The sequence below is a fragment of the Polaromonas sp. P4_H1 genome, assembly GCF_056400945.1.
Map to the genome: position 1 here is coordinate 145,551 of NZ_JBFUKG010000010.1, position 12,403 is coordinate 157,953.

The window sequence follows — 12,403 nt, forward strand, 5'->3', positions numbered from 1 at the left end:
GTGGTTGCTCCTTGGAAGGGGTCAGTGTTTGGCGGCCTGGATAGCTTCCCAGACACGGCCGGGCGATGCGGGCATGTCGAAGTCGGTCACGCCCAGCGGCTTGAGCGCATCGAGCACGGCGTTGATCACCGCCGGCGGTGACCCGATGGCGCCCGCCTCGCCACAGCCCTTGGCGCCGAGCGGGTTGTGGCTGCACGGCGTGCACAGCGTGGCCAGGGTGAAGTTGGGCATGTCGTCGGCACGCGGCATCGCGTAGTCCATCAGGGAGCCGGTCAGCAGCTGGCCGGATTCCTGGTCGTACACGCAGTTTTCCATCAGCGCCTGGCCAATGCCCTGCACCAGCCCCCCTTGCACCTGGCCTTCGACAATCATCGGGTTGATGATGTTGCCGAAGTCGTCCACCGCGGTGAAACGGTCCACCCGCACTTCGCCGGTGGCGGGGTCGACCTCGACCTCGCAGATGTAGGTGCCGGCCGGGAAGGTGAAGTTGGTCGGGTCGTAGAACGCCGTCTCGTTGAGGCCGGGCTCCAGCTTGTCGAGCGGGTAGTTGTGCGGCACATAGGCCGTCAGCGCCACCTGGCCGAAGGTCACCTTCTTGTCGGTGCCCTTGATGGTGAACTCCCCGTTGGCGAACTCCACATCGGCGTCGCTGGCTTCCATCAGGTGGGCGGCGATTTTCTTGGCCTTGGCCTCGATCTTGTCCAGCGCCTTCATGATGGCCGTGCCGCCAACCGCCAGCGAGCGCGAGCCGTAGGTGCCCATGCCGAAAGGCACACGCCCGGTGTCGCCATGCACCACGTCCACCTGTTCGACCGAAATGCCCAGACGGGCGGCCACCACCTGGGAGAACGTGGTTTCATGGCCTTGGCCGTGGCTGTGCGAGCCGGTGAACACGGTCACGCTGCCGGTGGGGTGAACCCGCACCTCGCCGCACTCGAACAGGCCGGCGCGGGCACCGAGGGCGCCGGCGATGTTGCTGGGCGCCAGGCCGCAAGCTTCGATGTAGCTCGAGTAGCCCATGCCGCGTAGTTTGCCCTTCGCTTCGGTTGCGGTTCTGCGCTGGGCAAAACCGGCCACGTCGGCCAGCTCGTTGGCGCGTTCCAGCAAGGCGCGGAAGTCGCCCACGTCGTATTGCAGCGCCACCGGCGTCTGGTAGGGGAACTGCGTCACCATGTTGCGCCGGCGAATTTCATCCTGCGCCAGGCCCAGTTCCCAGCCGGCGCGCGTGACCAGCCGCTCCAGCAGATAGGTCGCTTCGGGCCGGCCGGCGCCGCGGTAGGCGTCCACCGGTGTCGTGTTGGTGAACCAGGCATCGACCTCGACATAAATCTGCGGCGTGGTGTACTGGCCGGCCAGCAGCGTGGCATACAAAATGGTCGGGATGGCCGGCGCAAAGGTCGACAGGTAGGCGCCCATGTTGGCGTCGGTGTGCACGCGCAGCGCGAGGAATTTGCCGTCCTTGTCGAGCGCCATTTCGGCATGGCTGGAATGGTCCCGGCCATGGGCGTCGCTGACAAAGGCTTCGCTGCGGTCGGCCGTCCACTTGATGTTGCGGTTGAGCTTTTTCGAGGCCCAGGTCAGGCACACATCTTCGGCGTAGAGGTAAATCTTGGAGCCGAAGCCGCCGCCGACATCGGGTGCAATGACGCGCACCTTGTGCTCCGGCAGGCCCATCACAAACGCGGTGAGCAGCAGGCGCTCCACGTGCGGGTTCTGGTTGGCCACGTACAGCGTGTATTCATCGGTCGCCCGGCTGTAGGAGCCAATCACGGCGCGCGGCTCCATCGCGTTGGGCACCAGGCGGTTGTTGATCAGGTCGAGTCTGGTCACATGCGCCGCCCCGGCAAAAGCCGCGTCAACCTGCGCCTTGTCGCCTATCGCCCATTTGTAGCAGTGGTTGTCGGGTGCGGCCTCGTGCAGCGCCGTGGCTTTCGCGGCATCCGTGACCTTGACCACGGCGCTCAGCACGTCGTAGTCCACCTCGACCAGCTCGGCGGCATTTTTGGCCTGCTCCAGCGTTTCGGCCACCACCATGGCGACATGGTCGCCGACATAACGCACCTTGCCCTGCGCCAGGATGGGGTGCGGCGGCTCCTTCATCGGGGTGCCGTCGATGCTGGTAATCAGCCAGCCGCAGGGCAGGCCGTTGATCTTGTCGGCCGCGACGTCCTCGCCGACAAACACGCCCAGCACGCCCGGCGCGGCCTTGGCCTGCGCCGTACTGATGCTCCTGATCCGGGCATGCGCATGCGGGGAGCGCACAAACACTGCATAGCTCTGGTTGGCCAGCGTGATGTCATCGGTGTACTGGCCGCCACCCGTGAGAAAGCGGTAGTCTTCCTTGCGGCGAACGGACGTGCCAATCGTCGGCAGGTTGATGAAGTCGGATGCACCCATGTTGTGTACTCCCTGGGAAAGATGGCTAACTTGGTGTGGCGCTGGCCCGCGCAGGTGGGGCGTTTCAACGTGTCAAAAATTCCGGCGGCGTGAACGGGACACCTCGCCGCGTCAGGTCTTCAGGCCGTCATCGCCACCGCGCCTTGCTGCACGGCCTTGACGATGTTCTGGTAGCCGGTGCAGCGGCAGATATTGCCTTCCAGCAGCTCGCGGATTTCGGCTTCCGTGGCCTGGGGGTGGTGCGTGCACAGGTCCACGGCGTTCATCACCATGCCGGTGGTGCAAAAACCGCATTGCAGGCCGTGGCACTCCTTGAAGGCGGCCTGCATCGGATGCATCGTGCCATCTGCCTTGGCCAGGCCTTCGATGGTGGTGATCTCGGCGCCAGCCGCCTGGGCCGCCAGGATGTTGCAGGACTTGACGGCCCGCCCGTTCATGATGACGGTGCAGGCGCCGCATTGGGCGGTGTCGCAGCCCACATGGGTTCCGGTGAGCTTGAGATGTTCCCGCAACACCTGCACCAACAGGGTGTTGGGCGGGGCCTCAATGCTGGACGATTTCCCGTTGACTGTGAGTTGAACTTGCATGGGCGAGTCTCCTGTTGGCTTGGGGCTGAGGGCTCATTGTTGGATCACTGACGACGGACATCCCTAGGTTAAACCCTAGCATGCGTGCCAGGTCCTGGTGAAATTCTCAAATTGGAACAATACGTGTCAGGCTGCAAGGCGAGGCCATGTTTTCGGGATTTCCGGGGGCAGAACGGAACCCCCGTCCGAGCCGCAGGCCAATGCCGCTGGACCTGCCGTGGAGTGGCAGCGGGCGATGGCCTGGAAGCGGCCTGAAATCAATCGCCGGCTGCGGCCATCCGTGAGGGGCCGCAGCCGGTTTTATCACCCCAATTTCATCATTCAGCCGTGGTGGCGAAGTGAAATGCGAGCGGGTTCAAAACAGGTTCAAATCCGGTTCAAATCCGGTTCAGTCAGCGTACACGCCCGCCTTCTTGATCACCGGGCTCCATTTGTTGATCTCGGCTTCCAGGTGGCTCTTCAGGGCGGCCGGGGTCATCTTGTCCTCGGGCACGATGTCCGAGCTCAGGTCGGCCAGGCGCTGCTTGACCGCGGGGTCCCGCATGGCGGCGCGCAGTGCGGCGTTGATCTTGTCGAGCACCGGTGCCGGCGTGCCCTTGGGTGCATACATGCCATGCCACACCTTGACCTCAAAGCCCTTGAGGCCCTGCTCGTCCAGCGTGGGCACATTCGGCAGCGCCGACAGGCGCTTGAGCGAGGTCACGCCGAAGACCTTGACGCGGCCGTCCTTGATCATCGGCACGGTTTGCGTCGTCTGGTCGCACAGCAGGTCCACCTGGCCGCCCAGCAGGTCGTTGATGGCAGGGCCGGTGCCCTTGTAGGGAATGGTGTTGAGGTCCACGCCGATCTGGCTCATGAACAACAGGCCGCACAGGTGCGACACGGCGCCCAGGCCGGCATTGGCCAGCGAGACCTTTTCCTTGTTGGTCTTCACGTAGGCCAGCAGCTCATTGAGGTTGTTGGCGGGAAAGTCCTTGCGCGCCAGCAGCGTCATCGGCACATCCGCCACCTGGCCGATGTACTCGAAGTCTTTCAGCGGATCGAAGCTGAGCTTTTTGTACAGCGCCGGCGCGGTGGCCATGCCCATGTGGTGGATAAAGAGGGTGTAGCCATTGGGGGTGGCGCGCGCCACCCTGGTGGCCGCAATCGTGCCGCCGGCGCCGACCGTGTTTTCAACGATCACCGTCTGGCCCAGGGACTTGCCCATGGGAATGGCGATCATGCGGGCCAGCACGTCGGTCGGGCCACCGGCCGCGAACGGCACCACCAGGGTGACGGGTTTGTCGGGGAAGGCCTGGCTGAAGGCCAGCGCGTGGACGGACAGCGCCAGCGCTGCCGTACAAGCCGCCAGCACGGTTTTGACGGTGTTGAGTTTGATCATGGTGTGTCTTCCTTGCTGTAAATGCTGTAAATGGTTGCTGCCGGGCCGGCTGGCGGGAGCGGGGGCGCTGCCACCCTGTGATCTCATCTTGGGCGCTGAGGTCAGGCAGCGCAATCGGAGAAACCCCTTGCCTGATCCTTTGCTTGAGACGGCCCGCCGGTTCACCGGTTCATGCGGCTCATGGATTCCCGGGTGCCTGCGCCAGCAGCTGCCGGGCCCGCCGCACTACCGGGGCGTCGACCATCCGGCCATCCAGCACGAACACCCCGCCGCGCTCGCTGTCGTTGCCTTCAATGACGCGGCGCGCCCAGTCCAGTTCGGCCGCGCTGGGCGCCAGCGCCGCATTGACCGGGGCCACCTGGGCAGGATGAATGCACAGCTTGGCGCCAAAGCCGCCGCGCCGGCTGCGGGCTGCGGTGGCCTGCAGCGCCGCGAGGTCGCCGATGTCGGGGGTGACGCCATCGACCGGCGCCGGCAGCCCGGCGCGGCGCGACGCCAGCACCAGGGCCAGGCGTACCGACACCAGCTCGGCCTCGTCCGGTTCGCAGGCCAGCCCCAGGTCGGCCTGAAAGTCGAGGTTGCCAAACGCCAGCCGGACGACCTGCGGGCTGTGCGCCAGCGCATCCGCGGCCGCCAGCCCGGCAGCCGACTCCACTATCGGCAGCAGGCCGCATGCCGGGCCGACCGCAGCGGCCACTTGTGCCAGGTCTGCTGCAGATTCGGCCTTGGGCACCATCACGGCGGCCAAGCCCTGCGCGGCCAGCCGGCCCACCAGTGCAAGGTCGCCGGCATGCCAGGGCGTGCTGCCGGCGTTGATGCGCACCAGCAGGCGCGCGCGTTCCGCCGCGCCCAGGCCCGCGAACACCTGCGCCAGCTGATCGCGGGCGGCTGCCTTGGCATCCGGCGGCACGGCGTCTTCCAGGTCCACAATCACCGCGCCGGCGCCGCTGGCCAGCGCCTTGGCAATGCGCTCCGGCCGGTTGGCGGGCACAAAAAGCAGGGCGTGGGCGCGCGCGACTGCGGGTGCGATAGCGGGTGCAATAGCGGGCGCGGGGGCCGGGCCGGTTGTCATGCCACACCCCCGAGCAGCGGCCCCAGTCGCGGGCTCCGCGCCATGGCCCACAGGCCATCGATGGCGGCTTGCATTTCGGCAGGCGCGGCGGCACCGCTGTAAGCCGCCAGCCGCAAGGCCTTGGCGGTGATCTCCTCGCGGCTGAGGGTATTGCCGGGGTCGCCCTTGGGGTCATCGACGCGGCCTTGCAGTACCCGGCCATCGGTCGTGGTCACCGTGACCTTGCCAATCCAGCGCTGCGGGTAGGCGCTGTCCACTTCGGCGTCCAGCACCATGGTCACGCGGTCGCGCAGGCTTTGCGTGGCGGCATCGTGGAAGTGCCGGTCGAATTCGGCCAGGCCGGCGTGGCTGAAGCGCGCCACCAGCGCCAGCACCGTGCCCATGGAGAATTTGCTCTGGTGCACGGTGGCGGGATGCGTCACCGGCCCCAGCACGTCCAGCGCGCCCTGGTGCACGTGGGTGACCACGCTGGCCAGGTCGTCGGGCTGGAGGTGGTGGGTTTGCATCACCTGCAGCAGCGCGTCGGCGGCCGGGTGTGTGTGGCGGCAGGATGCGTGGTACTTGAACGAGGTTTCGGCCGTGGCCCAGCGGGTGCCGAGACCCGCGGTGAGCCGGGCAGGATCGGCATCGCTCGACATGCCGGCCGCCATGCCCTGCGGGCCTTCGAAGATCTGCGCCGCGCCGGTGAATCCGCCCTGCGCAAGGTAGGCCGACATCAGCCCCGCCGCGGCAGCGTGCGCGGTGTGCAGCTGCTTGGAGTCGGCCGCGGTGCGCAGGAACTCCCACAACCCGGCCGACTGCGTGCCGGCCGAACCGAAGGCGTGCTGCATCTGCTGCGCCGTGAGCCCGAGCAGATGGCCCGCCGCGGCGGCCGCCGCCAGGGTGCCGGCGGTGCCGGTCGTGTGGAACACCTTGTAATGCGAGCGGCCCAGGAACTCGCCCACCCGAATCCCGACCTCGTAGCCTGCCACCGATGCCGTCAGCAGCTGCCGGCCGCTGGCGCGCCGCGCCTGGGCCACTGCCAGCGCCGCCGGGAACACCACCGTGGCGGGGTGAAACACCGAGCCATTGTGGACGTCGTCCTGCTCGGCCACGTGCGAGGCGGCCGCGTTGACCATGGCCGCCAGGTAGGGGCTGGTGCAGCCGCGGTTGATCAGCACTTCGGAGGTGCCGGCAGGCAGCGCGCTGCCGCTGCGCGTTGGCTGCGGCCCCATCTGCGCAGCAAAGCGCGCGATGGTCTCCACCGGGCGCGCGCCCTTTCCGGCAAGCGCCGAGCCGAACCAGTCGACCAGCAGGTCTTCGGCCTTGCGCACCACCGGCGCGGGAATGGCCTCGAAAGTCAGACCGGCGGCAAAAGCGGCCAGCTGGGCGGTGGGAGAACTCATCGGGTCATCCTTGTGAGTGCAATCGGCACAAGGCCAATAGGGTTAAAGGGTTAAACAGCCTGGGCCGCGTGCAGTCCGGCAATGGCGGCCTCGTCGCGGCCCAGCTCGCGCAGGATGGTGTCGGTGTGCTGGCCGACGGCCGGGATGGCGTCCATCCGGTAGTCAAAGCTGCTGTTGCGGCCCGGCGGCAGCAGCGCAGGAATGTCACCCGCCGGTGAACCCACGTTTTGCCAGCGCTCGCGCGCCTTGAGCTGCGGGTGCGCCCAGACCTCGGCCATGCTGTTCATGCGGGCATTGGCAATCTGCGCTTCGTCCAGCCGTGCCACGACCTGGGCGGTGCCGAGCTCGGCAAAGGCGGCCAGGATGATGGCCTTGAGCGCATCGCGGTTTTCGTTGCGACGGGCGTTGCTGTCAAAGCGCGGGTCGGTGGCCAGCGCGGCGTTCTGCAGCACGACCTCGCAAAACACTTTCCATTCGCGCTCGTTCTGCAGGCCCAGCATCACCGTGCCGCCGTCACCGGCCTGGAACGGGCCGTAGGGGTAGATGCTGGCATGCGAGGCGGCGGTGCGCGGCGGCGGCGGGGCGCCTTCAAAGGCGTAATACAGCGGGTAGCCCATCCATTCGGCCAGTGATTCGAGCATGGACACGTCGATGTGCGAGCCCTTGCCGGTCCCACCCCGTTTATCGCGCAGCAGCAGCGCCGCCAGCACGCTGGTGTAGGCGTACATGCCGGCGGCGATGTCGGCCATCGAGTTGCCGGCCTTGGACGGCTCCTCGGCCGTGCCGGTGATCGACAGTAGGCCGGCCTCGCTCTGGATCAACAGGTCGTAGGCTTTCTTGTCCCGGTAGGGGCCGTCTTCGCCGTAGCCCGAGATGTCGCAGACGATCAGGCCGGGATGGTCCTGGCTGAGCGCTTCATAGCCCAGCCCCATGCGCGCGGTGGCGCCGGGCGCGAGGTTTTGCACCAGCACGTCGGCCTTGGCCAGCAATGCCTTCAGCACGGCCAGCGCCGCGGGCTGCTTGAGGTCCAGCGTGAGGCTTTCCTTGGAGCGGTTGGTCCAGACAAAGTGCGAGGCCTGGCCACGCACACGCTGGTCATAGGCGCGCGCAAAGTCGCCCACGCCGGGGCGTTCGATCTTGATCACGCGGGCGCCGAGGTCGGCCAGCTGGCGGGTGCAGAACGGCGCGGCGATCGCGTGTTCGAGGGAAACGACAGTGATGCCGTCAAGCGGTCGGGGCATGGATGTCTCCGGAAATCAGAAAGAGCTTCAGAAGGAGCGGGGCAGGCCCAGCAGGTGCTCGGCCACGTAGCTCAGGATCAGGTTGGTCGAGATCGGCGCCACCTGGTACAGGCGCGTCTCGCGGAACTTGCGCTCCACGTCGTATTCGTTGGCAAAACCGAAACCGCCGTGGAACTGGATGCAGGCATTGGCCGCCTCCCAGCTCGCCTTGGCCGCCAGGTACTTGGCCATGTTCGCCTCTGCGCCGCAGGGCTGGCCGGCATCGAACAGCGCACAGGCCCTGTAGCGCATCAGGTTGGCGGCCTCGACCTCGATGTAGGCCTCGGCAATCGGGAACTGCACGCCCTGGTTCTGGCCGATCGGGCGGCCGAACACCACGCGCTCGCCCACATATTTGGTGACCCGGTCGAGAAACCAGTAGCCGTCGCCGATGCACTCGGCGGCGATCAGCGTGCGCTCGGCATTCAGTCCGTCCAGGATGTACTTGAAGCCCAGCCCTTCCTGGCCGATCAGGTTCTCTTCGGGGATTTCCAGGTTCTCGAAAAAAAGTTCGTTGGTCTCGTGGTTCACCATGTTGGGAATAGGCCGCACCGTCATGCCGGATTTCTCGGCCTGGCGCAGGTCGACCATGAAGATCGACATGCCCTCGGATTTTTTCTTGACCTCGGCCAGCGCTGTGGTGCGCGCCAGCAGGATCATCCAGTCGGAGTGCTGCACGCGCGAGATCCAGACCTTCTGGCCGTTGATCACGTAGCGGTCGCCCTTCTTGATGGCCGTGGTCTTGATCTTGGTGGTGTCGGTGCCGGTGCTGGGCTCGGTCACGCCCATCGACTGCAACCGCCATTCGCCGCTGGCGATCTTGGGCAGGTACAGCTCCTTTTGCGCCGTGGAGCCGTGGCGCAGCAGCGTGCCCATGTTGTACATCTGGCCGTGGCAGGCGCCGGAGTTGCCGCCGGAGCGGTTGATCTCTTCCATGATCACCGAGGCCTCGGCCAGGCCCAGGCCGGAGCCGCCATATTCGCCGGGGATCAGCGCGGCCAGCCAGCCGGCCTTGGTCAGCGCATCGACAAAGGCCTCGGGGTAGGCGCGCTGCTCGTCGATCTTGCGGTGGTATTCGTCCGGGAACTCGGCGCACAGTGCGCGCACGGCATCGCGGATGTCCTGGTATTGGTCGGTGGCGGTCTTGATCATGGCGGTCGTAGGGTGTTTGGTTGGAGGGCTGTTCAGGCGAGTTCGGCGGTGCCCTGCATGGTGAGCCAGCCGTCGTGGTCGGCGGCCCAGAGCTTCACGGTCTTGCCATCGGCCGAGGGCTGGCCATGCAGGCGGAACGGATGCAGGTCAAAGGTGGGCCGCACCGCCTTGAAGGAAAAGCTTTTGACAAAGGCATCCGGCACATGGCGGCGCACCAGGTCCACCAGCAGCGTCGCAATCAGCGGGCCGTGCACGATCAGGCCGGGGTAGCCCTCGACTTCGGTCACATACTTGCGGTCGTAGTGGATGCGGTGGCCGTTGAAGGTCAGCGCCGAATAGCGAAACAGCAGCACGTCGTCGGGCACGATCTCGCGCTGCCAGTCCGCGCCCTGCTCCGCCGCCACCGGGGGCGGCACCGGGTCACCGGGCTGCGGGTTGGCGCGGTAGACGATGTCGTGTTCCTCGGTCAGTGCCAGGCCTCGGGCGTTGTGCAGCTCATGCCTGACCAGCACGAACAGCAGGTCGCCGGTGCGGCCGGCCTTGTGCGTCACGGACTCGATGCGCGAGACGCGCCGGGCCGCCTCGCCCACCACCAGCGGGTTGCCCGGCTGCCAGTTGAGGCGGCCGCCGGCCCACATGCGGCGCGGCAGCGGCACCGGCGGCAGGAAGCCGCCGCGCTTCGCATGGCCGTCCGGGCCGATCTCGCTCTGGCGATGCTGCGGCAAAAAATACAGCCAGTGCCACAGCGGGGGCAGCGCCGTGCCGGGTACGGGCGGTGCATCGTCGCGGTCCAGCGTGGCCGAGAGCGCGCGGACCGGCGCGGCGGTGATGTCGTCGGCCAGGGTTTCGGTCTTGCCGACCCAGCCTTGCAGATGGGCCAGGGTGGCGGCGTCGAGGGTGCGGATGTCAGTGCTCATGATCGCTTCAGGGTGAGATTGGAGTTCAGGGTTTGGAGTTCATCGTTTAGAGCCGCGAACAAAACCCTCCTGGCGTCGTTGTGCCGCCTTGCCGTGCTACAGCACTGTCTGCGGCGGCACGCCTAGCCAGGACCGCTGCGCTGGGTTTTGTTAGCGGCTCTTAGTGTTCATCGCCCGTTCGGCAGGCGGGTCAATCGACCGAGGCGCCGGAGGACTTGACGATGCGCGCCCATTTGGCGATGTCGTCGTTGAGCAGCGCGGCGAACTGCTCCGGCGTCACCGGCCGCTCGGACGGGCCCGCCAGTTCCACGCCCTGCTGCTCCAGCTTGTCGCGCAGGTCTTTGGCGGCCAGCGCTTTGGCCATGCCGTCCTGCAGCCGGGCCAGCACGTCCGGCGGCACGCCGGCGGGGGCGAACAGGCCGATCCACAGCGTGCCGTTGTAGCCGGGCACGGTTTCGGCAATGGTCGGCACATCGGGCAGCACCGGCGAGCGGTTGGCGCCGCTGACGGCCAGCGCACGCAGCTTGCCTGCCTTGATGTGCGACAGCGCCGATGGCAGGCTGGCAAACAGCATGGGCAGTTGCCCGCCCAGCACGTCGTTCAGCGCCGGGGCCACGCCCTTGTAGGGCACATGCTGCAGGTTGATGCCGGCCATGCTGCCCAGCATTTCGCCGAGCAGGTGGTTCAGCGTGCCGTTGCCGGCCGAGGCGTACTGGTACTGGCCCGGCTTGCCCTTGGCCAGCGCGGCCAGTTCGGCGACCGACTTCGCCGGAAACGAAGGGTGCACCAGCAGCACATTGGGCACGGCGCCAATCAGGCTGACGGGTTTGAAATCGCGGACCGGATCGAAACCGGCATTCTTGTAGAGCGCCGGGTTGATGGCCTGGCTGCTGCTGATGGTCATGAGCAGGGTGTAGCCGTCTTTCGGCGCCTTGGCCGCCGCCTGGGTGCCGATGTTCCCGCCGGCGCCGGGGCGATTCTCCACGACGGCCGGGCTGTTCAGCACCTCGCCGAGCTTTTGGCTCACCAGCCGGCCCACGATGTCGTTGGTGCCGCCGGCGGCCTGGGGCACGATCATGACGATGGGGCGGTTCGGGTAGGGCGACTGGGCAAGCACCGCGGTACCGGGGATCAGCACCGCGCACAGGCTGGCGGCGAAAACCCGACGACTCAATTTCTTGCTCAGCAGAAGACGATGCATGCTTTGAACTCCATTGTGGGGTCACTGATGGTCGCTGTAGCCGTGCCTCAATGCAATCACTGATTTTCAAACCAAGGCTTCGGATTTATTGAAGGCTTGCAGCGTTTGCGCTAGCATGGTGCGATGAAATTCGACCTCACGGATCTGCGGCTGTTTGTGATGGTGGCGGACGAGGGCAGCCTGACGCGGGCGGCCCAGCGCCAGCATCTGTCACTGGCGGCGGCCAGCAGCCGCATCAAGTCGCTGGAAACCCAGGCGGGCCAGCCCCTGCTGTACCGCGAAGCCCGTGGCGTGCGCCTGACGCCGCCCGGCGAAGCGTTCTTGCACCACGCCCGGGGGGTGCTGCGCCAGGTGGACCAGTTGCGTGTCGACCTGCAGGAGTACGGGGGCGGCCTGCGCGGCCATGTGCGGGTTTTCGCCAACACCACCGCGGTGACGGATTTCCTGCCGGAAATCCTGCCCGGCTTCCTCGCGGACAACCCCCGCGTGAATGTGGACCTTCAGGAAAAACCGAACGCTGAGATCGCCAAGGGCGTGCTGGACGGCCGTGCCGACATCGGCATTGTGGCCGGCAGGGTCGATACGCTGGGGCTGCAGGCCATCCACTTCAGCACCGACCGCCTGGTGCTGGTCACGTCGCGCCAGCACCGCTTTGCCGGGCGCAAGACCATTGCCTTTGCCGAGACACTGGACGAAGACGCGGTGGGCATGCACCACGGCAGCACGCTGCAGACTTTTTTGGCCACGGTGACGGAGTCGCTGGGCAAGCCGCTCAAGCTGCGCATCCAGCTGACCAGCTTCGATGCGATGTGCCGCATGATAGGCAGCGGTGTGGGCATCGGCATCGTGCCGGAGTCGGCGGCCCGGCGCAACCGGGACACGATGAACCTGGCGCTGATCGAGCTCACCGACGAGTGGAGCGTGCGCGAGCGCTACATCCTCGTGCGCGACCAGGCCGCCTTGCCGGCCTACGCCCAGGCCTTGATCGACACCCTGTGCGCGCATTACCGCGGCTGACGCGGCTGACGCGG

Annotated in this window: 10 protein-coding genes; 1 reads left to right on the plus strand and 9 read right to left on the minus strand. The window is 66.8% G+C overall.

Annotated elements, in window-relative coordinates:
• Window positions 1-21: 21 nt before the first annotated feature.
• The 9 genes from AC1DS5_RS14620 to AC1DS5_RS14660 form a co-directional block, all read right to left on the minus strand.
• Window positions 22-2,397, minus strand: a complete 2,376-nt coding sequence (locus AC1DS5_RS14620) for a xanthine dehydrogenase family protein molybdopterin-binding subunit (protein WP_477718971.1) — start codon at window positions 2,395-2,397, stop codon at window positions 22-24.
• A gap of 119 nt (window positions 2,398-2,516) precedes the next feature.
• Window positions 2,517-2,984 carry a (2Fe-2S)-binding protein gene (locus AC1DS5_RS14625; RefSeq protein WP_477718972.1) on the minus strand — a complete coding sequence of 156 codons (468 nt, stop codon included), beginning with the start codon at window positions 2,982-2,984 and terminating at the stop codon, window positions 2,517-2,519.
• Between the two features lie 388 nt (window positions 2,985-3,372).
• Window positions 3,373-4,365: a tripartite tricarboxylate transporter substrate binding protein BugD gene (locus tag AC1DS5_RS14630; RefSeq protein WP_477718973.1), complete on the minus strand. Its 993-nt coding sequence runs from the start codon at window positions 4,363-4,365 to the stop codon at window positions 3,373-3,375.
• A 178-nt stretch (window positions 4,366-4,543) separates the two neighbouring features.
• Window positions 4,544-5,437 carry an HpcH/HpaI aldolase/citrate lyase family protein gene (locus tag AC1DS5_RS14635; protein ID WP_477718974.1) on the minus strand — a complete coding sequence of 298 codons (894 nt, stop codon included), beginning with the start codon at window positions 5,435-5,437 and terminating at the stop codon, window positions 4,544-4,546.
• Window positions 5,434-6,822, minus strand: a complete 1,389-nt coding sequence (locus tag AC1DS5_RS14640) for an MmgE/PrpD family protein (RefSeq protein WP_477718975.1) — start codon at window positions 6,820-6,822, stop codon at window positions 5,434-5,436. The genes AC1DS5_RS14635 and AC1DS5_RS14640 overlap by 4 nt, the downstream gene beginning before the upstream one ends.
• 50 nt (window positions 6,823-6,872) lie before the next feature.
• The gene (locus AC1DS5_RS14645; RefSeq protein ID WP_477718976.1) at window positions 6,873-8,063 is read right to left on the minus strand and encodes a CaiB/BaiF CoA transferase family protein; all 1,191 of its coding nucleotides are present in this window, start codon (window positions 8,061-8,063) and stop codon (window positions 6,873-6,875) included.
• A 27-nt stretch (window positions 8,064-8,090) separates the two neighbouring features.
• Window positions 8,091-9,254, minus strand: coding sequence for an acyl-CoA dehydrogenase family protein (locus AC1DS5_RS14650; RefSeq protein ID WP_477718977.1), 1,164 nt, complete (start codon window positions 9,252-9,254; stop codon window positions 8,091-8,093).
• 32 nt (window positions 9,255-9,286) lie between these two features.
• A complete protein-coding gene (locus AC1DS5_RS14655; protein WP_477718978.1) occupies window positions 9,287-10,171 on the minus strand; it encodes an HTD2 family dehydratase in 885 nt (294 codons plus the stop codon).
• 190 nt (window positions 10,172-10,361) lie between these two features.
• On the minus strand, window positions 10,362-11,372 hold the full coding sequence (locus AC1DS5_RS14660; RefSeq protein WP_477718979.1) for a Bug family tripartite tricarboxylate transporter substrate binding protein: 1,011 nt from the start codon (window positions 11,370-11,372) through the stop codon (window positions 10,362-10,364).
• A 123-nt stretch (window positions 11,373-11,495) separates the two neighbouring features.
• On the opposite strand from AC1DS5_RS14660, the gene AC1DS5_RS14665 reads away from it, so the two are divergent.
• On the plus strand, window positions 11,496-12,389 hold the full coding sequence (locus AC1DS5_RS14665) for a LysR substrate-binding domain-containing protein (RefSeq protein WP_477718980.1): 894 nt from the start codon (window positions 11,496-11,498) through the stop codon (window positions 12,387-12,389).
• Window positions 12,390-12,403 lie beyond the last annotated feature (14 nt).